Below are 26,536 nucleotides of genomic sequence, written 5' to 3'. Positions count from 1 at the left end.
TTATCTACAAGGAGTCCGCAATGAAGAAAACAGCCGCAGTTATTTCTGCCCTGATGCTAACGTTTACCCTGGCCGCATGTTCCAGCAATTACGTAATGCATACCAATGATGGACGCACCATTGTCGCTGACGGAAAACCAAAGGTGGATAACGACACAGGCATGATCAGCTATAAAGACGCCAACGGCGTTGAACAGCAGATCAACCGTTCAGACGTGAAAGAGATGGTTGAAAGCAACCAGTAACCTCGTCAAAAAACGGGCAAAAAAAAGCACCGCAAATATTGCGGTGCTGCATAAAATCACTATGGACAGACAGGGTAAATGTACAGGAAGTGAAAAAACAGTAGCTTAGCTACCATGTCTGGATTGCCAGACAATTTGCAAACACAACATCACAACCACAAGCCAAAAGTTCATCGGCGTCCTCGACACCCACTCCCTTTTCGTTCCGGCCCGGGAAGTGCCGCCACTATAGGTATTTGCTGGCGCATGCTCAACGGACAATTTATAATGGCTCGGATTAAAAAAACTAATGATAGCGGTTTGCTGTCGTGGACCTGCAACTTGGTACACAGCGTCGCCTGATTTTTTATGCCGAATCATTCGGAATATTGTTACACAAAAGTAGCTAATAAATGTCTAAACGCTTACCACCTCTCAATGCGCTGCGGGTCTTCGACGCGGCGGCTCGCCACCTGAGTTTTACCAAAGCGGCAGAAGAGCTGTTCGTTACCCAGGCTGCCGTGAGCCATCAGATCAAGTCGCTGGAGGACTTCCTCGGCCTGAAGCTGTTTCGGCGGCGCAATCGCTCGCTGCTGCTGACGGAAGAAGGGCAAAGTTATTACCTGGATATCAAGGAAATCTTCTCTTCGATCAACGAAGCTACCCGCAAGTTGCAGGCGCGCAGTGCCAAGGGGGCATTAACCGTCAGTTTGCCGCCGAGTTTCGCCATTCAGTGGTTGGTGCCAAGGCTCTCTGGCTTTAACTCAGCTTATCCGGGGATAGACGTGCGCATCCAGGCGGTGGACCGTGAGGAAGAGAAACTGGCGGACGATGTCGATGTAGCGATTTTTTATGGTCGCGGCAATTGGCCAGGGGTGCGCGCCGAACGTTTATACGCGGAATATCTGTTGCCTGTGTGTTCACCCAGCCTGCTGACCGGGGAACATGCGTTAAAAGTGACGGACGATCTGGCTTATCACACGCTACTGCATGATACTTCACGCCGCGATTGGCTGGCTTATACGCGACAGTTGGGATTGCAGCACATTAATGTGCAACAGGGGCCGATTTTCAGCCACAGCGCAATGGTGGTTCAGGCTGCGGTTCATGGTCAGGGAGTGGCGCTGGTGAATAACGTGATGGCGCAAACTGAAATCGAAGCCGGGCGGCTGGTTTGCCCGTTTAACGATGTACTGGTCAGTAAAAACGCTTTTTATCTGGTATGCCATGACAGCCAGGCAGAACTGGGTAAAATAGCCGCCTTTCGTCAGTGGATCCTGGCACGGGCAGCCAGCGAGCAGGAAAAATTCCGCTTTCGCTATGAACAATAAGGCCGGACGCCGTTCTGCGGCAGCCGGCTTTCTTCAAAAAGGTAAATAACGATGAGCAGTCGTTCAATGCTGATTTTTGCCGCTATCAGCGGCTTTGTATTTGTTGCCCTGGGCGCGTTTGGCGCGCACGTATTAAACGGCACGCTGGGTGCAAACGAGATGGCCTGGATCCGTACCGGGTTGGATTACCAAGGGTTCCATACCCTGGCGATCCTGGTGCTGGCGGTGGCGATGCAGCGCCGCGTCAGCCTGTGGTTTTATTGGAGCGGGGCGCTGTTGGCGCTCGGCACCGTACTGTTCAGCGGCAGTCTGTATTGTCTGGCGCTGTCACACCTGAAGGTCTGGGTCTATATCACGCCGGTTGGCGGCGTGTGCTTCCTGATCGGTTGGGCATTGATGTTGATTGGCGCTTTGCGTCTGAGGAAAAAGGCCGAGCGCCATGAATAAGCTTGCGTTGTATTGCCGTCCTGGTTTTGAAAAAGAGTGTGCGGCGGAAATTACCGCCAAGGCTGCCGAGCTGGAAGTCTTTGGTTTTGCCCGGGTAAAAGATAACAGCGGCTACGTGCTGTTCGAGTGCTATCAGCCGGATGACGCCGACCGCCTGGCGCGGGAAATCCCGTTCCGTGAACTGATTTTTGCCCGCCAGATACTGGTGGTTGGCGAACTGCTGCGCGATCTGCCACCGGAAGATCGCGTGTCGCCGATTGTTGGCATGTTGATTGGCGTGGTCGATCGCGGCGGTGAGCTGCGAGTGGAAGTGCCGGACACCAACGAAAGCAAAGAGCTGATGAAGTTCTGCCGCAAGCTGACCGTGCCGCTGCGTGCCGCAATGCGTGAGCAAAAGGTGCTGATGGCGCGTGAGAACGCGACCCGTCCGGTGGTTCACGTGTTCTTTATCGCACCGGGGTGCTGTTATGTCGGTTACTCCTTCAGTAACAACAATTCGCCGTTCTATATGGGGATTCCGCGCCTCAAGTTCCCCTCCGACGCGCCGAGCCGTTCTACGCTGAAACTGGAAGAGGCGTTCCACGTGTTCATTCCCGCCGATGAGTGGGACGAACGTTTGAGCAGTGGCATGCACGCGGTCGATCTGGGCGCTTGCCCGGGCGGCTGGACCTATCAACTGGTGCAACGCAGCATGATGGTGCATGCGGTGGATAATGGCCTGATGGCGCAGAGCCTGATGGATACCGGGCAGGTTACGCATCATCGCGCCGACGGTTTCAAATACGAACCAAGCAGCAGCAAGATTTACTGGCTGGTGTGCGACATGGTGGAGAAACCGGCCAAAGTGACCAGCTTGATGATCCAGTGGTTGGTCAAAGGTTGGTGCCGTGAGGCGATTTTCAACCTGAAGCTGCCGATGAAAAAACGTTACGAAGAGGTTTCGCAGAATCTGCAGACCATCAAGGAAGCGTTGGATGCGGTTGGCATCAGTTCAGAAATTCATGCCAAACAGCTTTATCACGATCGTGAAGAAGTCACTGTACATGTGCGCCGTATGTGGTCGGCGGTGCCGGGGCGTCGCGACGAGCGCGAATAACTACCGGGCGCTGCTTGCAGCGCCTTTAGCTAACCGGTAACCGCAACTGCTGCAGGTTGCCGGTTAGCGTCAAATCGGTGCGCAGCGTGGCGACCTTTTTACTGACGTAAGCCATGTCGCGGTGTTGTTGCAACTTGCCGCGCCATTTTTCCGCCACCTGTTCCAGATCCTGATACAGCCCATCCAACGTACCCGCCTGTTGTAATAACAATACCGCTGTTTTCGGCCCGATGCCGGCCACGCCAGGAATTTTGCTGCTGCTTATTCCCGCCAGTCCCCAGTAATCCGCCAATTGCTGTGGCGCAACCCCGAATTCCTGTTGCACAAAGGGCATGTCCAGCCAGCGTTTCTGGAAGTAATCGCGGATCTGCACGTTGGGCGCCAACAGTTGGCAATAACCTTTGTCGGTGGACACTATCGTCACCTGATGGCCGCCGCCGGCGACCTTGGCCGTCAGCGTTGCCGCCAGATCGTCCGCCTCATTGCCCGGCGAATGCCAGCAGGCGACGCCGAGCGCTTCGAATGCCTGCCGCAGCTGTGGCATTTCCTGCTGTAAGTTTTCCGGCATCGGCGAGCGTCCGGCTTTGTAGTCGGGCAGAATTTGGTGACGCCAGCTTTCACTGCGGTCATCTTCGTCGAATACTGCCACCGCGTGGGTTGGCCGGCTGTGCTGGATCAGCTGTTGCAGCGCATGCTGGCAGGCATTCACGCAGGGAGAACCCTGCACGGCGTGGATGCGGCGAATTAAGTTCAGGGCGTCAACAATCAGTAGGTGTATAGGCATTTATTCGTCGTCTTTCAAGCCGCAGCGTGGCTGACTTCCCGTACCCATCTCAGTTTCTGTAGCGGGCGAATATATCGCTCCGACGAATGCGGGCACAGAATGGAGCGTATCTACAATGCCTGAGTACGCTTGCCGCCTGGCTGTAGAGTAAAGTCAGATAAAAGAAGGGCGGCTCTACGCCGCCCTGAGGTATCAGGCTACGATTTCATAGCAGGGCACATAGGCGCTGCCCGGTAGCTTCATGCGGTGCTGGGCGACAAAGCCCTGCAACAGACTGTCCATTTGTTTCATCATCTGCGGCTCGCCGTGCAGTTTGTACGGGCCAAATTGCTCGATGGCATGAATGCCATTTTCCTTCACGTTGCCGGCCACGATGCCGGAAAACGCGCGGCGCAGCGCAGCGGCCAACTGTTCGGCCGGTTGGTCCGGATACAGATTGAGATTCGCCATGTTTTCGTGGCTTGGCTCAAACGGCAGTTGCAGATCGGGTGCTATGCGGATCGACCAGTTAAAACTGTAGGCATCGCCGGTGTTGCGACGGTTCTCTTTCACCAGCGGCATGGCTTTTTTCATCTGCCGTGCCACTTCGGCCGGATCGTCGATGATGATGGTGTAATGACGGCGCGCTTCATCACCCAGGGTGTTCATGATGAACTCGTCCAGTACGCGGAAGTAATCGGCGCTCTCTTTCGGCCCGGTGAGGATCAGTGGCAATACTTGTTCGCTGTTTTCCGGATTCATCAAAATACCCAGCAGATACAGCAGCTCTTCCGCCGTGCCGACGCCACCCGGGAAGATGATGATGCCGTGTGCGATGCGCACGAAGGCTTCCAGACGTTTTTCGATGTCCGGCATGATCACCAGCTCATTGACCAGCGGGTTAGGCGGTTCGGCGGCGATGATCGAAGGTTCTGTCATGCCGATAAAACGGCTGTTGCGGTAGCGCTGTTGCGCATGACCCACGGCGGCGCCTTTCATCGGCGCTTCCATCGCTCCCGGCCCACAGCCGGTGCAGATATTCAGCTCGCGCAGGCCAAGCTGGCTGCCGACCTTGCGGGCGTACAGGTATTCATTTTCATTGATGGAGTGGCCGCCCCAACACACCACCAGATTAGGATCTTCATCGAGGTGCAACGCTCGGGCGTTGCGCAGGATGGAGAATACCAGGTTGGTGATGTGGGCCGAATTTTCCAGGTTCAGATGCTGGAAACGGCCGGCGCTGTCGATTTGGCCGTGAACGAACAGGATATCGCGCAGCACGGCGAACAGGTTGGCCTGCAGAGAGCGAATAATTCTGCCGTCGACAAAGGCATCTTCCGGTGGGTTCACCAGCTCGAGTTTGACTCCGCGCTCACGGCGCAGAACGTTGATATCAAAGGTTTCATAGCGTGAAAGCAGCTGTTTGCTGTTGTCGGTTTGACTGCCGGAATTCAACACGGCCAGCGAACAGTTGCGGAACAAACGGTACAGATCGCTGCTGGCGGTGCGCTTCAGCATGTCTACTTCCAGCTGCGACAGCAAATCCATAGAGCCAAGCGGGCTGATGTGTGTAATCAAGGTAACTCCTTTGCACCCGAGGCGGGGCAGTAGTAATCCATACGCAGCAGAACAGCATCTCGTTATTGTTAGCGCACTGCGGTCAATGACTGGCCGCAGCCTTTCTTAACCTTACCGCCGTCCCCTGATTTTTACCAATACAAACCGCTCGTTAGCTTAGTTGTTGAGCAATGCTTCGCACTATTGGCGCGCCAGACGGCCATGCGATGGAACAAAGTCAAGGTTACTGCGCCAGGGGTTGATGTCCAGGCCGCCGCGACGGGTGTAGCGCGCATACACCGACAGGCTCTCTGGCCGGCAATAGCGCATAAGATCGTTGAAGATGCGCTCAACGCACTGTTCATGGAATTCGTTGTGGTGACGGAAGGAAACCAGATAGCGCAACAGCGCTTCACGATCGATTTGCGCACCGCGATACTGGATTTGCACCGACCCCCAGTCGGGTTGGTTGGTGATCAGGCAGTTTGACTTCAGCAGGTGGCTGACAAGTTGCTCTTCAACCTGACGGGTGCCGGTGGCATTCAGCAGGTAATCGGCGTTGAACTCGTAGTTATCAATACGGATGTCCTGATGATCGATGCATTCTCCCTCCAACCGGGCGATAGGGCTGCCTTCCACCTGATCGATGCTGAACAAGGCGACGCTGACATCACCCTGCGCGCAGGCGGACAGATCGCGTTGCAGCGTGCTGCGCACCGTCTCCCAGTCGGTAAATTGGGTCTGGTTAAAGCTGTTGAGGTAAAGCTTGAAACTTTTGGATTCGATGAGGTTGATGCTGTTGGCGTTGAGGCTAATCTCGCCCACCGCGACCTGCGGCAAGCCGTTGCCGTTCAGCCATGAGAGCTCATACAGGGTCCAGATATCGGCACCGTGGAACGGCAGGCTGTCCGGATACAAACCCAGCGGTTCACGGTTCATGCTGCGCGGCACCGCCTGCAGCAGCTGAGCGTCGTAGCGATCGCGGTATGCGGTAGGTTTGCCCAGAGTCAGTGCCGACAGGGCGTGATGGTCTTGATAGGAGGACATCTGCTGTCACCTCGGTGATAGATAGGTACAATAGCCTCCAGTTTACCGTATGCGAGAAAAAATATGGACCATGATGTACCGAACGCCCTGCGTGAATTCACCCAGCGCTATGTCGATCTTTGGCAGCAGGAGCGCGGTCATGCGCCGGCGAGCCAGGATTTGTACGGCGTGCCATCGCCTTGCATTGTAGAAACGCGCGACGATGAAGTGCTGTGGTTGCCGCAACCCTTCCCCCCGGCGATGACGTTGGAAAAAGTGGAGGTCGCGCTTGAGATACGGCTGCAACCGGACATTAACCTGTTTTATACCCAGCAGTATGCGGGGGATATGAGAGCGCAGTTCGGTGAACACCTTGTGACCCTGCTGCAGGTGTGGAGCGAAGACGATTTTATTCGCCTGCAGGAGAATTTGATCGGCCATCTGGTGACGCAAAAGCGGCTGAAGCTGTCGCCGACGTTATTCCTGGCAACCACTGAATCCGAGATGACGATGGTCTCGCTGTGCAACGTCAGCGGCAATGTCGTACTGGAACAATTCGGCAGCGATAAACGCACCTTGCTGGCGGCTTCGCTGGGGAATTTCCTCGATGCATTGCGCCCTCAGTTGAGTATTTAACGCCGTATCTAGCCTCACTCGTGTGAGATATCTCGCACACGGGCTGTGAGAGATCGCTTTTAATTTTTTGTGCTCTGCGATCTGGATTGTCTTTATTGTTATCCAGATCAATTGGTTAGATTTTCTTTAGGATAACTCTTAGTGTTAATTTAGCCTGATCCTTATGCTAATCCCTTGTGAAGCCGAGATAATTAAGCGATCTTATGGTTACCGGAACGGATACGGTGGAGCAGGAAAGCATCAGGATGATGCAGCTTCAGGAAGAGGAAATGGATGCGCTCAGTGAAGAGCGAAGGACGGCGTCAGGAGATGCCAAGGATGTTTCAGGATTGAAACCAGGGACACCTCCAGGATGGAGATTGAGAGCCGGCAAAGGATGGTTGGCGGGTCATGAAGACTAAGGAACCGCGTCAGGACGATGCTACAGGATAGAGCAAGGACGGTTGGGTCAGGATGGCCGCAGGAAAAGTTTTCAAGGATTGAGCAGGGAGCACACTGTGTAGCGGGACAGCTATAAAACGAACCGGGGGCACTGTTAACGCAGTGCCCCCAACTTTTTATGGCGGTTTTATATCTTAAGTATCAAAGAACGCTACCCCTTCTCAAACTCTTCGTTATTGTTAACCAATCGCCCCCAGCGTATCGCCGTTGCTCTGTGTTTTCGGCAACAGGAACAGCGTGGCGTAAATATCCAACAGATATATCGCCGCCAGCAGGCTGATTGCCGCCGTGAAGGACACCTGCGTCACCAAGGCCCCAATCACCAATGGCCCCAACCCGCCTACGCCGCGCCCGAGATTAAACAAAATATTTTGTGCGGTAGCGCGCACCTGGACCGGATAGGTATCGGAGATCAACGCGCCGTAGCCGCCAATCATGCCATTGACGAATAACCCCATTAGCGCGCCGGCGAACAGCATCAGCATGGGATCGCCAAGTTGCGCATAGACCACGACCATCACCACGGCGCCAATCTGATAGACAATAAAAATCTTCCAGCGGGCGAAGCGATCGGCCAATACGCCAAACAGCCAGATGCCCAGCGTCATTCCGAGTACGGTTACCGCAGTCCACAGGCCAGATTTGGTCAGCGAAAAACCGAAATTTTTTGCCAGGTAGGTCGGCATCCAAATCATCAGCCCGTAATACCCGAAGTTCTGCACTGAGCACAGAATAAAAATGCCGATACTGGCTTTGCTGGTGGTCCGGTCTTTAAACAGCAGCTTTACGCGCTGGGTAAAGGAGAGCTGCTGGCCACTATTTTGTTGGCGTACGAATTCCTCCGGCTCACCCAGTGTGCGGCGGATGAGAAATGACGCGATTGCCGGCAGTAACCCAACCAGGAACATGCCGCGCCAGCCGATATGCGTCAACAGCAGCGGGGTGAGGAAAGCCGCCGCCAGAACGCCAAGTTGCCAGCCCATGCCAACATAGGCGGAGGCGCGGTTGCGCTTTTCCGCCGGCCAGGCTTCGGCTATCAGCGCCATGCCGATGCCGAACTCTCCCCCCAACCCGATCCCCGCCAGCGTGCGATAGGCGAGCAAATCCCAATAGCCCTGCGCCAGAGCGCACAGGCCGGTAAACAGGGAGAACATCAGGATGGTGATGGTCAGTACCCGGATGCGGCCAAAGCGATCGCTGAGGTGGCCGAAAATCACGCCGCCCAATACGGCGCCGATCAGCGTCCAGGTCACCAGTGAGCCGGCGGCGGAAGAGGTTAGCCCCAGTTCGATGCTGATGGCCGGCAGCATAAAGCCGAGGATCAGCAGATCAAAGCCGTCCATCGCGTAACCGGTGACCGAAGCCAGCATGGCTTTGCCGGGCGTTGCATGATTTTTTATTGGTGTGATTGCAGGCATGTGTCTAATCTTTGCGGTTTATTCGGTGAACTCATTGTGCCGTGCGGCGGCGTGCGCCACCAGATCAAATGCGGTCGATGTCATCAACTCAGCCGAATTTGGGCTATAAAGGGTAAAATGCTATGCTTTGCCGCCTTTCAGCCACGCCGCTGAATATCATGGTTTAAACGGATCGGGAATGCAGATGAGTATACAAAATCAGGTTCGCCTTAGTTTGCAGGCGATTGAACAGTCAATGCGAGAGCTGGCGCTGTGGCAAGCCACGCCGCCCGAGCCTGAAGCCTTCGCCAGCACCGAACCCTTCTGCGTTGACAGCATGCTGGCCGAAGAGTGGCTGCAATGGATATTTCTGCCGCGGATGTACGCGCTACTGGATGCGCATGCGCCATTGCCGACGCGTTTCGCCATTACGCCTTACTTTGAAGAGGCGCTCAAAGATAAGGATCCGAACTGCATGCCGCTGCTGGTGCTGCTGGAGCGTTTGGATCTTATGTTGAATAAAGAACCGCAATAATGATTGAGATTCTTTACCAGGATGAGCATTTGGTGGCGGTGAACAAGCCGTCGGGCTGGCTGGTGCATCGCAGTTGGCTGGATCGTCACGAAACCCGGTTTATGATGCAGACGGTGCGTGACCAGATAGGTCAGCACGTGTTTACCGTGCATCGCCTCGACCGCCCGACCTCCGGCGTGCTGTTGATGGCGCTGTCCAGCGAAGTGGCGCGTCTGCTGTCGCAGCAGTTCGAGCAGCACCAAGTGCAGAAAACCTATCATGCGGTGGTGCGTGGCTACGTGCAGGAAGGGGCAACTCTCGACTACCCGCTGACGGAAGAACTGGACAAAATCGCCGATAAGCATACCGCCGTCGATAAAGGTCCGCAGCCGGCGGTCACCCACTACCGGCCGCTGGCGCAGGTGGAGATGCCGGTGGCCATTGGCCGTTATGACAGCGCGCGCTACAGCTTGATGGAGCTGAAGCCGGAAAACGGCCGTAAGCATCAGTTGCGTCGCCATATGGTGCATCTTCGTCATCCGATCATTGGTGACAGTAAGCACGGCGACCTGCGTCAGAACCGCGGCATGGCCCAGCACTTCGGCTGCCCGCGCTTGATGCTGCACGCCAGTCATCTGCAGTTGAACCATCCTGTGACCGGTGAGCCGTTACCTATTTCCGCACGCTGGGATGAATCCTGGCAGGGAGTCATGTCGCAGTTTGGCTGGGCAGGGGTTTTCCCTGAGCTCGCCGGGGTTGAGTTTAGTGCGGCTAACGGTCAGGATAACGGGTAATTTTCAAAGGTAATTGAGGGAGTAGGGGCAATGGCTCAGGTTGGAATCTTCGTGGGAACGGTCTACGGCAACTCACTGCTGGTGGCGGAAGAGGCGGAAAATATCCTTGGCGAGCAGGGGCATGAGGTCAAACTGTTTGAAGAGGGCACGCTTGAGGCTTGGCAATTCTACCGCCAGCACTATGCGCTGGTGATCACCTCCACCACAGGTCAGGGCGATTTACCGGACAGCATTGCGCCGCTGTTCCACGCCATCCGCGATCAGGTCGGCTACCAGCCGGAACTGCGCTATGGGCTGATTTCGCTCGGTGACAGCAGTTATGACAATTTCTGTGGCGCAGGGCGTGCGTTTGATGCGCTATTGCAAGAGCAGGGAGCAACCCGCGTGGGGGATGTGTTGGAAATCGATGCGATGGAACAGCCCGAGCCGGAAGTGGTTTCCTGCCCGTGGGTTGAGCAGTGGGGCTCATTGCTGAAATAAGATACCGACCCGCCGTCTTTCAGGCGGCTTCCGACAGATTTGTTGTAAGGGGTGAAGCTATTTGCCCCGACTAATACGGGCGCAGCATGCCGCGCCCTACAGCGAGCGGGTTCTTATTTTCCGCGGGTCAGTTTTTCCAGATCGGATTCGATCTCGGCAATCTTGTGGGATACCACGCCTTCCAGATGACGCAGGTCATCAAGAATTTTGCGTTTCAGATCCACTTCGACCTGATCGCGCTGGCACAGTTGATCCAGTTCATCAATGACGTAACGCAGATTCGGGTTGATCTCGTGAATTTCTTTGTAACCCTGACCGGCATTATCCGCCACTACGGTTTTGCGTTGGCGCGGGTATTTGAACTTCACGCTCTTGGCAAAGAATTCGCCTTTATCCTTGCGGAAGTAAATCTTAAGAATGTCGTTATTGGCCTCCTGACGCAGGCTATAGCGATCGACATCTTCCGGTTGACTGATTCCCAAGCTTTTCAGGTTGTCATACATAATAGCGCCACCTTATAAATAGACTTTATTCCACGGTCTGGGATTATGGCGAAAAACCGCGCCAGAGACTGTGACTGCTCGCGTACTGAAGACAAAAAAATAGCGGGTGAGTCACCCGCCAAGTCTATTTTAGTCGATGGTGCGCAATAACTCATTAATGCCGACTTTACTGCGCGTTTTGGCGTCGACTTTCTTGACGATGACCGCACAGTACAGGCTGTAAGAACCGTCTTTGGACGGCAGGTTACCTGAAACCACCACCGAGCCGGCCGGGACGCGGCCGTAATGCACTTCGCCGGTTTCACGGTCATAAATGCGGGTGCTCTGGCCGAGGTAAACGCCCATGGAGATTACCGAACCTTCTTCGACGATCACGCCTTCAACCACTTCTGAACGCGCGCCGATGAAGCAGTTGTCTTCAATGATGGTCGGGTTGGCCTGCAGCGGTTCCAGTACGCCACCGATGCCGACGCCGCCGGACAGGTGAACGTTTTTGCCAATCTGCGCGCAAGAACCCACGGTAGCCCAGGTATCGACCATGGAGCCTTCGTCAACGTAAGCGCCGATATTCACGTAGGACGGCATCAATACGGTATTGCGTGCAATGAATGCGCCCTGGCGAACGGTCGCCGGCGGTACCACGCGGAAGCCTTCTTTCTGGAAGCGCGCTTCGTCGTAATCGGCAAATTTCATCGGCACTTTGTCGTAGTAACGGGTTTCGGCACCGTCCATCACTTTGTTGTCGTTGATGCGGAAAGAAAGCAGCACGGCCTTTTTCAGCCACTGATGCGTAACCCACTGACCGTCAATCTTCTCGGCAACGCGCAGGGCGCCGCTGTCCAACAGGCCGATCACCTGGTTTACCGCTTCGCGCGTTACGGTGTCTACGTTCGCCGGAGTGATATCCGCGCGGCGTTCGAAGGCGCTTTCAATAACGTTTTGTAATTGCTGCATGCTGTTCTCTGTCCTGATGTTGTTGTCTACGAAAAGGTAACTTGTATCACATTTTATCGTTTGGATTGAGGGCCTCTGTCAACCGTTGTTCCAACTTTCTGCGCGTTTCCGAATTCAGAGCGCGCCGATCGCTGTCTGCCAGAATAAATAAGTCCTCAACTCGCTCGCCAATGGTGGAAATTCGCGCGCCGTGCAGCGACAGGCCGAGATCGGCGAACACTTCGCCCACTCGCGCCAGCAACCCTGGTTGATCAAGGGCGGTCAGCTCCAGATAGCTGCGGCGATCGGTATGGGTCGGCAGGAAGTTGACTTCGGTCGGCACGCTGAAATGGCGCAGCTTGGAGGATGGCCTGCGTACGCGCGGCGGCTGATATTCCCGCTGGGTGATGGTTTGCACCAGCGCATGGCGGATCGCCGTATGGCGGTCCTGAGCCAGCGGGCTGCCGTCCGGCTCTAACACGATGAAGGTATCCATCGCCATGCCGTCGCGATTGGTGAAAATCTGTGCGTCGTGCACGCTCAGGTTACGGCGATCCATCTCGCCGGCCACGGCGGCAAACAGGTAAGGGCGGTCCGGGCTCCAGATGAAGATTTCAGTGCCGCCGCGTGTCGCCTGGCGGCTGACCAGCACCAGGGGTTTGGTGGAGTCATGGGCCAGCAGATGACGGGCGTGCCAGGCCAGTTGGTTGGGCGAATGGCGCAGGAAGTAGTCGGCTCGGCAGCGGCTCCAGATGCGGTGCAACGCCTCTTCGTCGATATTGTCCATGCGCAGCAGCGCCAGCGCTTGCAGGCGGTGGTGGCGTACGCGTTCGCGCAAGTCCGGGCTGTTTTGCATGCCGCGGCGCAACTGTTTTTCCGTCGCAAAGTACAGTTCACGCAACAGGCTCTGTTTCCAGCTGTTCCACAGCGTTTCGTTGGTGGCGCAGATATCCGCCACCGTCAGACAAACCAGATAGCGCAGGCGCGTTTCGCTCTGCACTTCAGCGCTGAATTGCTGGATAACCGTGGGATCCTGGATATCGCGGCGCTGGGCGGTCACCGACATCAGCAGATGGCAGCGTACCAGCCAGGCCACCAGTTGGGCCTCGCGAGAATTCAGACCGTGCAGTTCGGCGAACTCCAGCGCATCTTGTGCGCCGAGAATTGAGTGGTCACCGCCGCGGCCTTTGGCGATATCGTGGAACAGCGCCGCCAGCAGCAGAAGTTCTGGGTTCGGCAGGCGCGGATAGAGCTCCACGCACAGCGGATGGCGTGGCCGCGTTTCTGCATCGGCGAAACTTTCCAGCTTTTGCAGAACCCGAACGGTGTGTTCGTCGACAGTATAGGCGTGGAACAGATCGAACTGCATTTGCCCGACGATCTTGCCCCACTGCGGCATGTAGGCCCACAGCACGCTGTGACGATGCATCGGTACCAGCGCGCGCGACACTGCGCCAGGGTGGCGCAAAATGGCCATAAACAGATCGCGTGCTTCCGGAATGTTGCACAGCGGTTGTTTCAGATGGCGGCGTGCGTGGCGCAATTGGCGCACGGTGGTGGAGTAAATGCCTTTGATTTCGCGGTTGCGTACCATCAGGTAAAACATCCGCATGATGGCTTCCGGCTGGCGGATGAATAGCGTTTCGTCACGCAGGTCTATCAGATCGCCGCGCAGCTGGAAATCTTCGTTCAGCGGGCGTGGCTTTTCCGTGGCGTCCAGCGCCAGGATCGCTTCGTCGAACAGTTGGAGCAGCATATGATTCAGTTCGCCGACGCGGCGCGTCATGCGGTAGAAATCCTTCATCATGTGTTCAACCGGTTCGTTGCCTTCCCCCTCATAACGCAGCAATTGCGCCACATTGAGTTGGCGATCGAACAGCAGCCGGTTGTCGTAACGCGGTAGCACCAAATGCAGTGCGAAGCGGATACGCCACAGGAAGCTCTGGCATTCATTGAGCTCGTTGCGTTCGGCTTGGGTGAGAAAACCGAAACCGACCATTTCGTCCAGCGAGGTGGCGCCGAAGTGACGGCGCGCCACCCACAGCAAGGTGTGAATATCTCTCAGGCCGCCGGGGCTGCTCTTGATGTCTGGCTCCAGGTTGTAGCTGGTGCCGTGGTAACGCTGGTGGCGTTCCTGCTGCTCAGCCACCTTGGCGTGGAAAAATTGAGGGGAGGGCCAGAAGCCGTCGCTGAAGATGTGTTTTTGCATCTGCAGGAACAGCGCGACGTCGCCGCAGATCATGCGCGACTCGATCAGGTTGGTGGCCACGGTCAGGTCCGCCAGCCCTTCAAGCAGGCACTCTTCCAGCGTGCGCACGCTGTGGCCCACCTCCAGTTTCAGATCCCACAGCAGGGTGATAAATTCCCCCACGCGCTGCGACTGTTGTTCACTCAGGCGGCGCTGGCTGAGCACCAGCACATCAATATCCGACAGCGGATGAAGTTCGCCGCGGCCATAGCCGCCTACCGCCACCAGGGCGGTTTCCGGGATATCCTCGAAACCGTAAAAGATCCACAGACGACGCAGCAGGCGATCGATAAAGTCGCTGCGGGCCGCGACCAGGCTTTCGGCGCTGGAGCCGGCGTTGAACGCTGCCGCCAACCACAGCTGAAACTGTTCAAGACGCAGTTTCAGCGCAACGCAATTAATCTCTTCATCGCCATAGGCGTTGGGATACTCAGGCTGCTTCGGCACGGCCTGTTGCTCAATGACCGAGTTGCTTTGTTCGCGAAAATTTTCAGACATAATACGCAGCCCATAAAAAAAGCCGGCATAAGCCGGCCTGTGACAAGAAACAGCGGTATGTGACCGCGTTTCTTACTGTTCGTGCGTAATGATGTTGGGGATGGTGTCATCCTTGCGCAACGTCATTATCTCGCAGCCGTTATCTGTGACCACAATAGTATGCTCATACTGCGCCGACAAGCTGCGATCTTTAGTTTTTACCGTCCAGCCGTCTTTCATGGTGCGGATGCGGTAGTCACCGGCATTGACCATCGGCTCGATGGTGAACGCCATGCCGGCCTGCAGTACCACGCCGCCGTCGTCGGCGTCATAGTGCAGTACCTGCGGTTCTTCGTGGAACACTTCGCCGATGCCATGACCGCAGTATTCACGCACCACGGAAAACTTCTCGGCTTCGACGAATTTCTGGATCTCTTTGCCCAGGGTGCGCAGGCGGATGCCCGGCTTCACCATTTTCAGCGCCAGATACAGGCTTTCCTGGGTAACGCGGCACAGCCGCTCGCCCAGAATGGTCGGCTTGCCGACGATGAACATCTTGGAGGTATCGCCGTGGAAGCCATCTTTAATGACGGTCACGTCGATATTGACGATGTCGCCGTCCTTCAACACTTTGTCATCGCTCGGGATGCCGTGGCACACCACTTCGTTTACCGAGATGCACACGGATTTCGGGAAGCCGTGGTAGCCGAGGCAGGCGGAGATGGCCTGTTGCTCGTTGGTAATGTACTCGTGACAGATACGGTCCAGTTCGCCGGTGGTCACGCCAGGTTTGACGTGCGGCTCGATAATTTCCAGCACTTCAGCGGCCAAGCGGCCCGCCACGCGCATTTTTTGGATGTCATCAGGTGTTTTAATTGAGATTGCCATGAAATTCGTCCGCAGGTGTCGTGCTCGCCGACAACAGAAAGAAATAAGAAGCAGTCTCTTATGGTATCAGTCCGGCCAGAAGCTGCCAAATTTCATTTGTCGGCGCCCCGGTAAACGCAACAAAAGTTGGTGTCGGTGGCGTGTTTATGGTATAAAGCGCGCCGGCGATCCGTAAGTTGGTCTCGTGACGACAACGGAAATAGCCGAAGCACTTTAACTGCACTCACATTGTGTAAATAACACACACGTATCGGCACATACACCGGGGTGCTCTGAGGTGATTTATCACCGTCGGGGTCGGCGTTATGGGATACGTGGAGGCATAACCCCAACTAATCTATATAGAGGTTTAATCATGGCAACTGTTTCCATGCGCGACATGCTCCAGGCCGGTGTACACTTTGGTCACCAGACCCGTTACTGGAACCCGAAAATGAAGCCTTTCATCTTCGGCGCACGTAACAAGGTTCACATCATCAACCTGGAAAAAACCGTACCAATGGCCAACGCAGCACTGGCTGAACTGACCAAGATCTCTTCCCGTAAAGGCAAGATCCTGTTCGTTGGTACCAAGCGCGCAGCAAGCGAAGCGGTAAAAGAATATGCTAACAACTGCGATCAGTTCTTCGTGAACCATCGCTGGTTGGGCGGCATGCTGACTAACTGGAAAACCGTTCGTCAGTCAATCAAACGTTTGAAAGATCTGGAAATCCAGTCTCAAGATGGCACCTTCGACAAGCTGACCAAGAAAGAGGCGCTGATGCGTACTCGCGAACTGGCCAAGCTGGAAAACTCCCTGGGTGGTATCAAGGACATGGGTGGTCTGCCTGACGCTCTGTTCGTAATCGATGCAGATCACGAACACATCGCGATCAAAGAAGCCAACAACCTGGGTATCCCGGTATTCTCTATCGTTGATACCAACTCCGATCCAGACGGCGTTGACTTCATCATCCCTGGTAACGACGATGCAATCCGTGCAATCAAATTGTACCTGACTGCCGTTGCTGCCGCCGTCCGTGAAGGTCGTTCTCAAGATCTGGCCGTTCAGGCGGAAGAAAGCTTCGTAGAAGCTGAATAATAAGGCAAGCTCGTCACTGAGCCCTTATTAACCAGGTATTGAATATGTTGGTTAGAGGGGCCTAAATAGGCCCCTTTTGCTTATCTGAATGAGAACTATCTCCTTGCGAGATAACCGAGGAAAAAGAAATGGCTGATATTACCGCTGCCCTGGTAAAAGAACTGCGTGAGCGTACTGGCGCCGGCATGATGGATTGTAAAAAAGCTCTGGTCGAGTCTAACGGCGACATCGAGCTGGCAATCGAAAACATGCGTAAATCCGGTGCGATCAAAGCGGCGAAAAAAGCAGGCAACGTAGCTGCTGACGGCGTGATCAAAACCAAAATCGAAGGCAACTACGGCGTTATCGTTGAAGTTAACTGCCAGACTGACTTCGTTGCTAAAGATGCCGGTTTCCAGGCGTTCGCTGACAAAGTGCTGGATGCTGCTGTTGCAGGCAAAATCACTGATGTTGACGTATTGAAAGCACAGTTCGAAGAAGAACGTGTAGCGCTGGTTGCAAAAATCGGTGAGAACATCAACATCCGTCGCGTTGCTTCCCTGGAAGGCGAAGTGTTGGGTAGCTACCTGCACGGCGCGCGTATCGGTGTTCTGATTGCCGCTAAAGGCGCTGACGAAGAACTGGTTAAGCAAATTGCCATGCACGTTGCGGCCAGCAAACCTGAATTCGTTAAGCCTGAAGATGTGTCTGCTGAAGTGGTAGAAAAAGAGTACCAGGTTCAGTTGGACATCGCCATGCAGTCTGGCAAGCCGAAAGAAATCGCAGAGAAAATGGTTGAAGGCCGCATGAAGAAATTCACCGGCGAAGTTTCTCTGACCGGTCAGCCTTTCGTTATCGAGCCAAGCAAGACCGTTGGCCAAGTGCTGAAAGAGCACAACGCTGACGTTGTTAACTTCATCCGCTTCGAAGTGGGCGAAGGCATCGAGAAAGTTGAAAATGACTTTGCTGCTGAAGTTGCAGCAATGAGCAAACAGTCTTAATGATTGTTAATGGAGCCGCCGTCTGGCGGTTCCGTTTTATCCAGCCAGAATTAACACCGGTGGCAAGCCCTGTGGCACTATACTCAGCACAGGCGCGCTTCATCGGCTGAAATCCCCAATACTAATACTGCTTCTTAGGACAGAACACCATGGCAACCAATGCAAAACCCGTATATCAGCGTATTCTGCTCAAACTGAGTGGCGAAGCCCTGCAAGGTGCAGAAGGTTTTGGTATCGACGCCAGCGTTTTGGATCGCATGGCTCAGGAAGTTAAAGAGCTGGTCGAACTGGGAATTCAGGTCGGTGTAGTGATTGGCGGCGGTAACCTGTTCCGCGGCGCGGGTTTGGCTCAGGCCGGAATGAACCGCGTAGTGGGCGACCACATGGGAATGCTGGCTACTGTGATGAACGGCCTGGCTATGCGTGATGCACTGCACCGTGCCTATGTGAACGCCCGCCTGATGTCTGCTATTCCGTTGAACGGCGTGTGTGACAACTACAGCTGGGCCGAGGCAATCAGCCTGCTGCGTAATAACCGCGTGGTGATCTTCTCTGCCGGTACCGGCAACCCGTTCTTCACCACCGATTCGGCAGCTTGCCTGCGCGGGATCGAGATTGAAGCCGACGTGGTACTGAAAGCGACCAAAGTGGATGGTGTATACTCCGCCGATCCGGTTAAAAACCCGGATGCAACGCTGTACGAACATATAACCTATCAAGACGTGCTTGAGCGCGAGCTGAAAGTGATGGACCTGGCGGCGTTTACGCTGGCCCGCGATCACGGTCTGCCGATCCGCGTATTCAACATGAACAAGCCGGGCGCGTTGCGCCGCGTAGTGATGGGTGAAAACGAAGGCACGCTGATCAGCAAATAAGGCTGTTCTGCCAAATTTAACGGGAGCGGGTAACGCTGTGCGTTGAGCGCTTTCCTCAAGTAAAATTCACGGGCTATACTGATGTATAGCCTGCCAAGTAACCCGTTTCTAAAGGTTCGCAACGTGATTAATGAAATCAGAAAAGATGCTGATTCACGCATGGAAAAAAGCGTAGAAGCATTCAAAACCCAAATCAGCAAAATCCGTACCGGCCGTGCTTCTCCAAGCATCCTGGACGGCATCATGGTGGAATACTATGGTTCTGCTACGCCGCTGCGTCAGCTGGCTAACGTGACCGTAGAAGACTCCCGCACCCTGGCCATCAACTTGTTTGATCGTTCCCTGGGTTCAGCGGTAGAAAAAGCCATCATGTCTTCAGACCTCGGCCTGAACCCAAGCTCAGCAGGCAGCGTGATCCGCGTTCCGCTTCCTCCTCTGACTGAAGAGCGCCGTAAAGATCTGATCAAAGTAGTGCGCAACGAAGCCGAGCAGGGCCGTGTGGCCGTGCGTAACGTTCGCCGCGACGCCAACGACAAAGTGAAAGCGCTGCTGAAAGACAAAGAAATCAGCGAAGACGAAGATCGTCGTTCACAGGATGACGTTCAAAAACTGACCGATGCTTATATCAAACTTCTGGATGCCGCTTTGGCGGATAAAGAAAAAGAGCTGATGGAATTCTAATCAGTATCGCGCAGAAAAAAAGCGTCGCCTGGGCGGCGCTTTGTTTTTTGTGGCGCAGATCCCGTTTCATCGTACTGATTGATCATGGACAAGCGGTGGCCAAGGTTACACACTGGAGCACCTCCGATCTCATCAGACAGTTATTCAGAGCGAACTCATGAAGCAACTGACTATTCTTGGTTCCACCGGCTCCGTGGGAACCAGCACCCTGGCCGTGGTCAGGGAAAATCCCGACCGTTTTGCGATTAAAGCGCTGGTTGCCGGCCGCAATGTAGCGGTGATGGCGCAACAGTGTATGGAGTTTCGCCCGGCTTATGCTGCGATGGCGGACGAAGGCGCTGCGCGCGAACTGCGCGACGTGCTGGCGGAAAACGGCATTGACACTGAGGTCATGGCGGGCGAACAGGCTGCCTGTGAGTTGGCGGCGCTGGATGATGTCGATCAGGTCACTGCGGCTATTGTCGGCGCTGCCGGGCTGTTGCCGACGCTGGCGGCGATCCGCGCCGGCAAACAGGTATTGTTGGCGAACAAAGAGTCGCTGGTGACCTGTGGCCGTCTATTTATGGATGCGGTACAAAAGAGCCAGGCGCAGTTATTGCCCCTGGACAGCGAACACAACGCGATTTTTCAGAGTTTGCCTGAAAGCATTCAGCGTCAGTTGGGATACTCTTCATTAGTCGATCATGGTGTCTCGCGCATTGTGCTTACCGGTTCTGGCGGCCCGTTCCGTACGACGCCGCTGGAGCAGTTTGCCACGATGACGCCGGACCAGGCCTGCGCCCATCCTAATTGGTCTATGGGACGCAAGATCTCGGTGGATTCCGCCACCATGATGAACAAAGGACTGGAATATATTGAGGCCCGTTGGCTGTTCAACGCTTCAGCCGAACAAATGGAAGTGATTCTGCACCCGCAGTCGGTGATCCACTCGATGGTGCGCTATGCTGATGGCAGTGTGCTGGCCCAGTTGGGCACGCCGGATATGCGTACGCCAATCGCCCATGCGATGGCTTACCCGCAGCGGGTCAGTTCTGGTGTGGAAGCGCTGGATTTCTGCCGTATCGGCTCGTTGACCTTTGCCGAACCTGAACGGGAGCGTTACCCTTGCCTGTATCTGGCGATTGACGCCTTTGATGCCGGCCAGGCGGCAACCACCGCGCTGAATGCGGCTAACGAAGTGGCCGTTGCGGCCTTCCTGCAAGAGCGGATTCGCTTTACCGATATCGCGGCAGTGAACCAAAAAGTGGTCGAACGGCTGTCTTTGCAGGAACCGTCCTGCATTGATGCGGTCTTAGAAATAGATCGCCAGGCCCGTGAAGTTGCCGTTGGGTTAGTGAAGTCACTGCGTGGTTGATAACGGCTATTATCCTATTTTGTTCGTAAATTACGCGTGCCGCAGTGGGGCCGTTTGTTCATGCCCGGCTGAGGTGGTATAGTCTGCGCCACCTGTCAGCGGTTATACCGTTGAATTATGGCCTGATTGGCATCTTGGATGTCGATAGTGCCCCGGATATGACCGGGTGTGCGGGGGCAGACTGAAAAGCCGTGTCGGGCACACGGCTTTTTTTGCGCGTAAGGGCCTGATGTTCCGGAAGGGCAGTTGTATTTCTATTGAGGAAATAAGTACGAGTTATGTCGTCCGCAAATCAACAAGAGGCTAATCCGTCCATCCCTGGGCCACGACATGTCGCCATTATTATGGACGGCAACGGGCGCTGGGCTAAACGTCAGGGCAAGTTACGTGTCTTCGGTCATAAAGCAGGGGTGAAATCGGTACGTCGTGCGGTCAGTTTTGCCGCCAACAACCATTTAGATGCACTCACGCTTTATGCCTTCAGCAGCGAGAACTGGAATCGCCCGGTACAAGAGGTTTCCGCGCTAATGGAGCTCTTTGTCCGTGCCTTGGACAGCGAAGTAAAAAGCCTGCATAAACATAACGTCAGACTGCGGGTGATCGGCGACATCAGCCGTTTCAGCACGCGTTTGCAGGAGCGGATCCGTCGCTCTGAGCAACTGACAGAAAATAACGATGGCCTGACGCTCAACATTGCCGCCAACTACGGTGGCCGTTGGGATATCATTCAGGGAGTAAGGGAGCTGGCTGAGCAGGTGCAGGGTGGTTTGCTGCGTCCGGATCAAATCAGCGAAGAGTTATTGGGCGAGCGGGTCTGCATGAACGATTTGGCGCCGGTGGATCTGGTTATCCGCACCGGCGGTGAACACCGCATCAGTAACTTCTTGCTGTGGCAAATTGCTTATGCCGAACTTTACTTTACTGATGTACTCTGGCCTGATTTTGATGAACTTGTCTTTGAAGGTGCGCTGAATGCATTTGCACAACGTGAGCGTCGCTTCGGGGGAACAACACCTAACGGCGCCGATGCGTCCTAGGGGGAACTTTTGCTGAAGTATCGCCTCATAACTGCTCTGATCTTGATTCCGATTGTTATCGCGGCGCTGTTTTTGCTGCCGCCGGTGGGCTTTGCCCTGGTAACGCTCGTTGTGTGCATGTTAGCTGCCTGGGAGTGGGGCCAACTGGCCGGTTTTACTTCCCGCTCGCAGCGCATCTGGTTGGCGATACTGTGTGGTTTCCTGCTGGCGCTGATGATGCTCAGCGTTCCAGCCTATCACCAGTCGGTCCATTTGCCTCAGGTGGGCGGGCCGCTGTGGCTGTCACTGGCCTGGTGGCTGGCAGCCCTGCTGCTGGTGCTGTTTTATCCCGGTTCAGCCGCGCTGTGGCGTAACTCACGCCCGATTCGCCTGCTCTTTGGCCTGTTGACCATTGTGCCGTTCTTCTGGGGCATGCTGGCGTTGCGTCAATTCGGCTACGAACAAAACCACTTCACCGGCGCCTGGTGGCTGCTGTACGTGATGCTGCTGGTTTGGGGCGCGGATTCCGGCGCTTACATGTTCGGCAAGCTGTTTGGCAAGCACAAGCTGGCACCGAAGGTGTCTCCGGGGAAAACCTGGGAAGGATTAATCGGCGGTCTGGTGACCTCGGCGCTGATATCATGGTTGTTCGGCCGTTACGCACCCTTGAACGTGGTGCCGGCAACCTTACTGATTTGTTCGGTGATCGCCGCGCTGGCGTCTGTGCTGGGCGACCTTACCGAGAGCATGTTCAAACGCGAAGCGGGTATCAAAGACAGTGGTCATCTGATACCGGGTCATGGCGGCATACTGGATCGTATCGACAGCCTGACCGCAGCAGTGCCTGTATTTGCCTGCCTGATGCTGTTAGTGTTTTAATCCGTCAACGGCGGGGAGTGAAGGGATTATGGTTAGCGTGCTCTGGAACTTAGTCGCATTTCTTGTTGCGCTCGGTGTTTTAATCACCGTGCATGAGTTCGGGCACTTTTGGGTCGCTCGTCGCTGCGGCGTCCGTGTAGAACGCTTCTCCATCGGTTTTGGCCGCGCGTTATGGCGCCGCACAGACCGCCAGGGTACCGAGTACGTGATTGCCCTGATCCCGCTGGGCGGTTACGTGAAGATGCTGGATGAGCGGGTTGATTCGGTTGCGCCGGAACTCCGTCATCAGGCGTTCAACAATAAAACCGTATGGCAGCGCGCAGCTATTATCAGCGCCGGCCCTATCGCCAACTTCCTGTTTGCTATCCTTGCTTATTGGCTGGTGTTCATTATCGGTGTGCCCAGCTTCCGTCCTGTGATTGGTGAAATATCTCCACAATCGATTGCCGCACAGGCCGAAATTTCACCCGGAATGGAACTAAAGTCCGTTGATGGCATCGAAACGCCTGATTGGGAGTCAGTTCGTCTGGCTCTGGTGGCGAAGATTGGCGATGCGGAAACCGAAGTCGGTATCGCTCCGTTTGGTTCTTCGCAGGTAGTGACCAAAACTCTGGATTTACGCCAGTGGAATTTTGAGCCGGACAAGCAAGATCCCGTGGTCGCGTTGGGTATTATTCCGCGCGGCCCACAGATAGAATCGGTGCTTGCCGAAGTGCAGCCGGATTCGGCGGCGCAAAAGGCGGGTTTGCAAGCGGGGGACAGGATCGTTAAAGTCGATGGTCAGCTGTTGGGCCGTTGGCAAACGTTGGTCAAGCGGATCCACGATGGCCCTGGGCAACCGCTGGTTTTAGAGATTGAAAGAAACGGTGCCCCCTTGTCTTTGACGCTGATACCGGATACAAAGCCGGTGGGAAAAGACAAAAGCGTGGGGTTTGCGGGCATCATTCCGAAAGTGTTGCCGCTGCCGGACGAGTATAAGACGATTCGTCAGTATGGACCTTTCCCGGCGCTGTATCAGGCCGGGGACAAGACCTGGCAGCTTATGCGGCTTACGGTCAACATGCTGGGTAAATTAATAACCGGTGATGTAAAGCTGAACAACCTGAGTGGCCCGATTTCGATTGCACAGGGAGCAGGGGCGTCAGCTGGGGTTGGGTTTGTGTATTATCTGATGTTTCTCGCGTTGATTAGTGTCAACCTGGGTATCATCAACCTGTTCCCATTACCGGTGTTAGATGGTGGGCATCTCCTCTTCCTGGCGATAGAAAAGCTGAAGGGTGGGCCGGTTTCCGAGCGAGTACAGGACTACAGTTACCGCATTGGTTCGATCGTGTTGGTGCTTTTAATGGGTCTTGCACTTTTCAATGATTTTTCTCGTCTTTAGGGGCGAGAATAGGTTAGGAAGAACGCATAACAACGATGGCGATGAAAAAGTTGCTCATAGCGTCGCTGCTGTTTGGCAGCGCCACCGTATACGGTGCAGACGGGTTCGTAGTGAAAGATATTCATTTCGAAGGCCTGCAGCGAGTCGCCGTCGGTGCGGCGTTACTCAACATGCCGGTTCGCGTAGGCGATACCGTCACTGACGATGATATCAGTAATACCATCCGTGCCTTGTTTGCCACTGGCAACTTCGAGGACGTTCGCGTGCTGCGCGATGGTAATACGCTGATCGTTCAGGTTAAGGAACGTCCTACCATTGCCAGCATCACTTTCTCCGGCAACAAGTCGGTGAAGGATGACATGCTCAAGCAAAACCTGGAGGCCTCTGGCGTTCGGGTTGGCGAGGCGCTCGACCGCACCACGATTTCCAGCATTGAAAAAGGGTTGGAAGACTTCTACTACAGCGTCGGTAAATACAGTGCCTCGGTGAAAGCCGTAGTCACGCCATTGCCGCGTAACCGTGTCGACCTGAAACTGGTGTTCACGGAAGGGGTTTCCGCCAAGATTCAACAAATCAACATTGTCGGCAACCATGCCTTCACTAACGATGAGCTGATTTCACGTTTCCAACTGCGTGATGAAGTGCCGTGGTGGAACGTGGTTGGCGACCGCAAATACCAGAAGCAAAAGCTGGCGGGCGATCTTGAAACCCTGCGCAGTTTCTATCTGGACCGCGGCTACGCACGTTTCAATATTGATTCGACTCAGGTCAGCCTGACGCCGGATAAAAAAGGCATCTATATCACCGTCAACATCACCGAAGGCGAGCAGTACAAGCTCAGCGGCGTGATGGTTAACGGCAATCTGGCCGGGCACTCGGCGGAAGTCGCGCAGTTGACCAAGGTCGAACCGGGTGAACTGTATAACGGCAGTAAAGTGACCAAGATGGAAGACAACGTCAAAACGATGTTGGGCCGTTATGGTTATGCTTACCCGCGAGTGTCCACTCAGCCTGAAATCAACGACGCGGATAAAACCGTCAAGTTGCACGTGAATATCGATGCGGGCAACCGTTTCTACGTGCGCCGTATCAAGTTTGAAGGCAACGACACCAGTAAAGACTCCGTACTGCGCCGTGAAATGCGTCAGATGGAAGGCGCTTGGCTGGGCAACGCTCAGGTTGAGCAGGGTAAAGAACGTCTGAACCGTTTGGGCTATTTTGAAACGGTCGATGTGGAAACCCAGCGCGTGCCGGGTACCGCCGATCAGGTTGACGTCACCTACAAGGTGAAAGAGCGCAACACCGGTACCTTCAACTTCGGCGTCGGTTACGGCACCGAGAGCGGCGTCAGTTTCCAGGCGGGCGTCCAGCAGGACAACTGGCTGGGTACCGGCTACTCCGTCGGCATCAGCGGCACCAAGAACGACTACCAGACCTATACCGAGCTGTCGGTAACCAACCCGTACTTCACTGTTGACGGTGTTAGTTTGGGTGGCCGTATCTTCTACAACGACTTTAAAGCCGATGACGCGGACCTGTCCGACTATACCAACAAGAGTTACGGTATTGACGGTACTCTGGGCTTCCCGATCAACGAAAACAACTCGTTGCGTACCGGCTTGGGTTATGTCCACAACGGCCTGTCGAACATGCAGCCGCAGATCGCCATGTGGCGTTATCTGGACTCGATGGGTCTGAACCCGAACACCAACGATCGTGCCAGCTACTCTGCCGATGACTTCACGCTGAATCTGGGTTGGACCTATAACAACCTTGACCGTGGTTACTTCCCAACTTCGGGTAACCGCACCACGCTGAATGGTAAAGTCACCATTCCGGGGTCGGATAACGAATACTACAAGATGACGCTGGACAGCGTGCAATATGTGCCGATCAACGACGACCGCACTTGGGTGCTGTTGGGTCGTGGTCGTCTGGGTTATGCCGACGGTCTGGGCGGCAAAGAGATGCCGTTCTACGAGAACTTCTATGCCGGCGGCTCAAGCACCGTTCGCGGTTTCGGATCTAATACCATTGGTCCGAAAGCGGTGTACTACAACTCCAGTTCGTACAGCTGCTCCAACAGTACCAAGATTTGTAATTCGGATGATGCCGTGGGTGGTAACGCCATGGCAGTTGCCAGTATGGAGCTGATCACGCCAACGCCATTTATCAGCGAAAAATACGCCAACTCAGTGCGTACCTCGCTGTTCATGGATGCAGGCACAGTGTGGGATACCAACTGGGATAACAGCAAGACGCAAGGCTTCGACATTCCAGACTACAGTAAAGCGAGCAATATCCGCGTTTCTGCCGGTATTGCCTTGCAATGGATGTCGCCGCTGGGCCCGTTGGTGTTCTCTTATGCCAATCCGCTCAAGAAATACGAAGGCGACAAGTCTGAACAGTTCCAGTTTAACATTGGCAAGACCTGGTAACAGGTCCAGCTTCTGGGTATAGCAGTTATTAAGAATCGCAAATGCCAGATGCCCGTAAGAACACAGAGAGATGATTCTCATTGTTTCACGGGG

Annotated in this window: 26 protein-coding genes; 18 read left to right on the top strand and 8 right to left on the bottom strand. The window is 55.0% G+C overall.

Translation table 11 applies throughout. From position 1 onward, the window contains the following. The first annotated feature begins 20 nt into the window (after nucleotides 1–20). The 4 genes from ACTJJ1_RS21895 (at nucleotide 21) to rlmM (ending at nucleotide 3,098) form a co-directional block, all read left to right on the top strand. Nucleotides 21–245 carry a YgdI/YgdR family lipoprotein gene (locus tag ACTJJ1_RS21895; protein ID WP_004952250.1) on the top strand — a complete coding sequence of 75 codons (225 nt, stop codon included), beginning with the start codon at nucleotides 21–23 and terminating at the stop codon, nucleotides 243–245. 392 nt (nucleotides 246–637) lie between these two features. Next, nucleotides 638–1,555 carry a transcriptional regulator GcvA gene (locus ACTJJ1_RS21890; RefSeq protein WP_004952248.1) on the top strand — a complete coding sequence of 306 codons (918 nt, stop codon included), beginning with the start codon at nucleotides 638–640 and terminating at the stop codon, nucleotides 1,553–1,555. Between the two features lie 51 nt (nucleotides 1,556–1,606). After that, a complete protein-coding gene (locus tag ACTJJ1_RS21885; RefSeq protein WP_004952246.1) occupies nucleotides 1,607–2,002 on the top strand; it encodes a DUF423 domain-containing protein in 396 nt (131 codons plus the stop codon). Next, nucleotides 1,995–3,098, top strand: coding sequence for a 23S rRNA (cytidine(2498)-2'-O)-methyltransferase RlmM (gene rlmM, locus ACTJJ1_RS21880; RefSeq protein ID WP_004952243.1), 1,104 nt, complete (start codon nucleotides 1,995–1,997; stop codon nucleotides 3,096–3,098). The genes ACTJJ1_RS21885 and rlmM overlap by 8 nt, the downstream gene beginning before the upstream one ends. A 25-nt stretch (nucleotides 3,099–3,123) precedes the next feature. On the opposite strand, the gene xni is transcribed toward rlmM, so the two are convergent. The 3 genes from xni to queF all read right to left on the bottom strand — a co-directional run bounded on the left by xni (nucleotide 3,124) and on the right by queF (nucleotide 6,465). Continuing rightward, nucleotides 3,124–3,882, bottom strand: coding sequence for a flap endonuclease Xni (gene xni, locus ACTJJ1_RS21875; RefSeq protein WP_004952241.1), 759 nt, complete (start codon nucleotides 3,880–3,882; stop codon nucleotides 3,124–3,126). A 192-nt stretch (nucleotides 3,883–4,074) separates the two neighbouring features. Further along, nucleotides 4,075–5,439 (bottom strand): nucleotide 5'-monophosphate nucleosidase PpnN, encoded by a 1,365-nt coding sequence (gene ppnN, locus ACTJJ1_RS21870; RefSeq protein ID WP_004952240.1) that lies wholly within the window; start codon nucleotides 5,437–5,439, stop codon nucleotides 4,075–4,077. A gap of 180 nt (nucleotides 5,440–5,619) precedes the next feature. After that, nucleotides 5,620–6,465, bottom strand: a complete 846-nt coding sequence (queF, locus tag ACTJJ1_RS21865; protein WP_004952239.1) for an NADPH-dependent 7-cyano-7-deazaguanine reductase QueF — start codon at nucleotides 6,463–6,465, stop codon at nucleotides 5,620–5,622. Between the two features lie 63 nt (nucleotides 6,466–6,528). Here queF and syd point away from each other — a divergent pair, with 63 nt between their 5' ends. After that, nucleotides 6,529–7,080: a SecY-interacting protein gene (syd, locus tag ACTJJ1_RS21860; protein ID WP_004952238.1), complete on the top strand. Its 552-nt coding sequence runs from the start codon at nucleotides 6,529–6,531 to the stop codon at nucleotides 7,078–7,080. 245 nt (nucleotides 7,081–7,325) lie between these two features. Further along, the gene (locus ACTJJ1_RS21855; protein WP_155243340.1) at nucleotides 7,326–7,481 is read left to right on the top strand and encodes a hypothetical protein; all 156 of its coding nucleotides are present in this window, start codon (nucleotides 7,326–7,328) and stop codon (nucleotides 7,479–7,481) included. A gap of 219 nt (nucleotides 7,482–7,700) precedes the next feature. Here ACTJJ1_RS21855 and ACTJJ1_RS21850 read toward each other — a convergent pair whose 3' ends face one another. Then, nucleotides 7,701–8,939 (bottom strand): MFS transporter, encoded by a 1,239-nt coding sequence (locus tag ACTJJ1_RS21850; protein WP_004952237.1) that lies wholly within the window; start codon nucleotides 8,937–8,939, stop codon nucleotides 7,701–7,703. Between the two features lie 184 nt (nucleotides 8,940–9,123). On the opposite strand from ACTJJ1_RS21850, the gene ACTJJ1_RS21845 reads away from it, so the two are divergent. The 3 genes from ACTJJ1_RS21845 to ACTJJ1_RS21835 are packed head-to-tail and all read left to right on the top strand — an operon-like array spanning nucleotide 9,124 to nucleotide 10,706. After that, nucleotides 9,124–9,453, top strand: coding sequence for a YqcC family protein (locus ACTJJ1_RS21845; RefSeq protein WP_004952236.1), 330 nt, complete (start codon nucleotides 9,124–9,126; stop codon nucleotides 9,451–9,453). Continuing rightward, nucleotides 9,453–10,226 (top strand): tRNA pseudouridine(65) synthase TruC, encoded by a 774-nt coding sequence (truC, locus tag ACTJJ1_RS21840; protein WP_440835268.1) that lies wholly within the window; start codon nucleotides 9,453–9,455, stop codon nucleotides 10,224–10,226. The genes ACTJJ1_RS21845 and truC overlap by 1 nt, the downstream gene beginning before the upstream one ends. A 30-nt stretch (nucleotides 10,227–10,256) precedes the next feature. Then, nucleotides 10,257–10,706, top strand: coding sequence for a flavodoxin (locus tag ACTJJ1_RS21835; RefSeq protein ID WP_004952234.1), 450 nt, complete (start codon nucleotides 10,257–10,259; stop codon nucleotides 10,704–10,706). 113 nt (nucleotides 10,707–10,819) lie between these two features. On the opposite strand, the gene ACTJJ1_RS21830 is transcribed toward ACTJJ1_RS21835, so the two are convergent. The 4 genes from ACTJJ1_RS21830 to map form a co-directional block, all read right to left on the bottom strand. After that, nucleotides 10,820–11,209, bottom strand: a complete 390-nt coding sequence (locus tag ACTJJ1_RS21830; protein ID WP_004952233.1) for a DUF3461 family protein — start codon at nucleotides 11,207–11,209, stop codon at nucleotides 10,820–10,822. A gap of 129 nt (nucleotides 11,210–11,338) precedes the next feature. After that, complete coding sequence (gene dapD, locus ACTJJ1_RS21825; protein ID WP_004952232.1) at nucleotides 11,339–12,163, bottom strand: 2,3,4,5-tetrahydropyridine-2,6-dicarboxylate N-succinyltransferase; 825 nt, start codon at nucleotides 12,161–12,163, stop codon at nucleotides 11,339–11,341. Nucleotides 12,164–12,209: 46 nt separating this feature from the next. Continuing rightward, on the bottom strand, nucleotides 12,210–14,888 hold the full coding sequence (gene glnD / locus ACTJJ1_RS21820; protein WP_006327541.1) for a bifunctional uridylyltransferase/uridylyl-removing protein GlnD: 2,679 nt from the start codon (nucleotides 14,886–14,888) through the stop codon (nucleotides 12,210–12,212). A 72-nt stretch (nucleotides 14,889–14,960) separates the two neighbouring features. Further along, nucleotides 14,961–15,755 (bottom strand): type I methionyl aminopeptidase, encoded by a 795-nt coding sequence (gene map / locus ACTJJ1_RS21815; RefSeq protein ID WP_004952228.1) that lies wholly within the window; start codon nucleotides 15,753–15,755, stop codon nucleotides 14,961–14,963. 355 nt (nucleotides 15,756–16,110) lie between these two features. Here map and rpsB point away from each other — a divergent pair, with 355 nt between their 5' ends. The 9 genes from rpsB (at nucleotide 16,111) to bamA (ending at nucleotide 26,443) form a co-directional block, all read left to right on the top strand. Further along, the gene (rpsB, locus tag ACTJJ1_RS21810; protein ID WP_004952226.1) at nucleotides 16,111–16,836 is read left to right on the top strand and encodes a 30S ribosomal protein S2; all 726 of its coding nucleotides are present in this window, start codon (nucleotides 16,111–16,113) and stop codon (nucleotides 16,834–16,836) included. A gap of 128 nt (nucleotides 16,837–16,964) precedes the next feature. Further along, nucleotides 16,965–17,816 carry a translation elongation factor Ts gene (gene tsf / locus ACTJJ1_RS21805; protein WP_004952224.1) on the top strand — a complete coding sequence of 284 codons (852 nt, stop codon included), beginning with the start codon at nucleotides 16,965–16,967 and terminating at the stop codon, nucleotides 17,814–17,816. Nucleotides 17,817–17,965: 149 nt separating this feature from the next. Next, nucleotides 17,966–18,691 (top strand): UMP kinase, encoded by a 726-nt coding sequence (gene pyrH / locus ACTJJ1_RS21800; protein ID WP_004952223.1) that lies wholly within the window; start codon nucleotides 17,966–17,968, stop codon nucleotides 18,689–18,691. Between the two features lie 123 nt (nucleotides 18,692–18,814). Beyond that, on the top strand, nucleotides 18,815–19,372 hold the full coding sequence (gene frr, locus ACTJJ1_RS21795) for a ribosome recycling factor (RefSeq protein ID WP_006327538.1): 558 nt from the start codon (nucleotides 18,815–18,817) through the stop codon (nucleotides 19,370–19,372). 157 nt (nucleotides 19,373–19,529) lie between these two features. Continuing rightward, nucleotides 19,530–20,726 carry a 1-deoxy-D-xylulose-5-phosphate reductoisomerase gene (gene ispC, locus ACTJJ1_RS21790; protein ID WP_004952220.1) on the top strand — a complete coding sequence of 399 codons (1,197 nt, stop codon included), beginning with the start codon at nucleotides 19,530–19,532 and terminating at the stop codon, nucleotides 20,724–20,726. A gap of 278 nt (nucleotides 20,727–21,004) precedes the next feature. Then, the gene (ispU, locus tag ACTJJ1_RS21785) at nucleotides 21,005–21,763 is read left to right on the top strand and encodes a (2E,6E)-farnesyl-diphosphate-specific ditrans,polycis-undecaprenyl-diphosphate synthase (RefSeq protein ID WP_004952217.1); all 759 of its coding nucleotides are present in this window, start codon (nucleotides 21,005–21,007) and stop codon (nucleotides 21,761–21,763) included. Nucleotides 21,764–21,772: 9 nt separating this feature from the next. Next, complete coding sequence (gene cdsA / locus ACTJJ1_RS21780; RefSeq protein WP_004952216.1) at nucleotides 21,773–22,621, top strand: phosphatidate cytidylyltransferase; 849 nt, start codon at nucleotides 21,773–21,775, stop codon at nucleotides 22,619–22,621. Between the two features lie 28 nt (nucleotides 22,622–22,649). Continuing rightward, nucleotides 22,650–24,005, top strand: coding sequence for a sigma E protease regulator RseP (gene rseP / locus ACTJJ1_RS21775; protein ID WP_004952215.1), 1,356 nt, complete (start codon nucleotides 22,650–22,652; stop codon nucleotides 24,003–24,005). A 35-nt stretch (nucleotides 24,006–24,040) separates the two neighbouring features. Continuing rightward, on the top strand, nucleotides 24,041–26,443 hold the full coding sequence (gene bamA / locus ACTJJ1_RS21770) for an outer membrane protein assembly factor BamA (protein WP_440835262.1): 2,403 nt from the start codon (nucleotides 24,041–24,043) through the stop codon (nucleotides 26,441–26,443). The last annotated feature ends 93 nt before the right edge of the window (nucleotides 26,444–26,536 follow it).

Source organism: Serratia sp. 22264 (genome assembly GCF_052045345.1).
Taxonomy (GTDB): Bacteria; Pseudomonadota; Gammaproteobacteria; order Enterobacterales; family Enterobacteriaceae; genus Serratia; species Serratia plymuthica.
Note: the sequence above shows the minus strand (reverse complement) of the source record. Positions and strands in the feature narration are given on the sequence as shown.

Bases quoted from the DNA above. Each gene is read 5' to 3' on its own strand.
- ACTJJ1_RS21895 (WP_004952250.1), top strand. From the start codon at position 21: ATGAAGAAAACAGCCGCAGTTATTTCTGCCCTGATGCTAACGTTTACC.
- ACTJJ1_RS21890 (WP_004952248.1), top strand. From the start codon at position 638: ATGTCTAAACGCTTACCACCTCTCAATGCGCTGCGGGTCTTCGACGCG.
- ACTJJ1_RS21885 (WP_004952246.1), top strand. From the start codon at position 1,607: ATGAGCAGTCGTTCAATGCTGATTTTTGCCGCTATCAGCGGCTTTGTA.
- rlmM (WP_004952243.1), top strand. From the start codon at position 1,995: ATGAATAAGCTTGCGTTGTATTGCCGTCCTGGTTTTGAAAAAGAGTGT.
- xni (WP_004952241.1), bottom strand. From the start codon at position 3,882: ATGCCTATACACCTACTGATTGTTGACGCCCTGAACTTAATTCGCCGC.
- queF (WP_004952239.1), bottom strand. From the start codon at position 6,465: ATGTCCTCCTATCAAGACCATCACGCCCTGTCGGCACTGACTCTGGGC.
- syd (WP_004952238.1), top strand. From the start codon at position 6,529: ATGGACCATGATGTACCGAACGCCCTGCGTGAATTCACCCAGCGCTAT.
- ACTJJ1_RS21855 (WP_155243340.1), top strand. From the start codon at position 7,326: ATGATGCAGCTTCAGGAAGAGGAAATGGATGCGCTCAGTGAAGAGCGA.
- ACTJJ1_RS21850 (WP_004952237.1), bottom strand. From the start codon at position 8,939: ATGCCTGCAATCACACCAATAAAAAATCATGCAACGCCCGGCAAAGCC.
- ACTJJ1_RS21845 (WP_004952236.1), top strand. From the start codon at position 9,124: ATGAGTATACAAAATCAGGTTCGCCTTAGTTTGCAGGCGATTGAACAG.
- truC (WP_440835268.1), top strand. From the start codon at position 9,453: ATGATTGAGATTCTTTACCAGGATGAGCATTTGGTGGCGGTGAACAAG.
- ACTJJ1_RS21835 (WP_004952234.1), top strand. From the start codon at position 10,257: ATGGCTCAGGTTGGAATCTTCGTGGGAACGGTCTACGGCAACTCACTG.
- ACTJJ1_RS21830 (WP_004952233.1), bottom strand. From the start codon at position 11,209: ATGTATGACAACCTGAAAAGCTTGGGAATCAGTCAACCGGAAGATGTC.
- dapD (WP_004952232.1), bottom strand. From the start codon at position 12,163: ATGCAGCAATTACAAAACGTTATTGAAAGCGCCTTCGAACGCCGCGCG.
- glnD (WP_006327541.1), bottom strand. From the start codon at position 14,888: ATGTCTGAAAATTTTCGCGAACAAAGCAACTCGGTCATTGAGCAACAG.
- map (WP_004952228.1), bottom strand. From the start codon at position 15,755: ATGGCAATCTCAATTAAAACACCTGATGACATCCAAAAAATGCGCGTG.
- rpsB (WP_004952226.1), top strand. From the start codon at position 16,111: ATGGCAACTGTTTCCATGCGCGACATGCTCCAGGCCGGTGTACACTTT.
- tsf (WP_004952224.1), top strand. From the start codon at position 16,965: ATGGCTGATATTACCGCTGCCCTGGTAAAAGAACTGCGTGAGCGTACT.
- pyrH (WP_004952223.1), top strand. From the start codon at position 17,966: ATGGCAACCAATGCAAAACCCGTATATCAGCGTATTCTGCTCAAACTG.
- ispC (WP_004952220.1), top strand. From the start codon at position 19,530: ATGAAGCAACTGACTATTCTTGGTTCCACCGGCTCCGTGGGAACCAGC.
- ispU (WP_004952217.1), top strand. From the start codon at position 21,005: ATGTCGTCCGCAAATCAACAAGAGGCTAATCCGTCCATCCCTGGGCCA.
- rseP (WP_004952215.1), top strand. From the start codon at position 22,650: ATGGTTAGCGTGCTCTGGAACTTAGTCGCATTTCTTGTTGCGCTCGGT.
- bamA (WP_440835262.1), top strand. From the start codon at position 24,041: ATGGCGATGAAAAAGTTGCTCATAGCGTCGCTGCTGTTTGGCAGCGCC.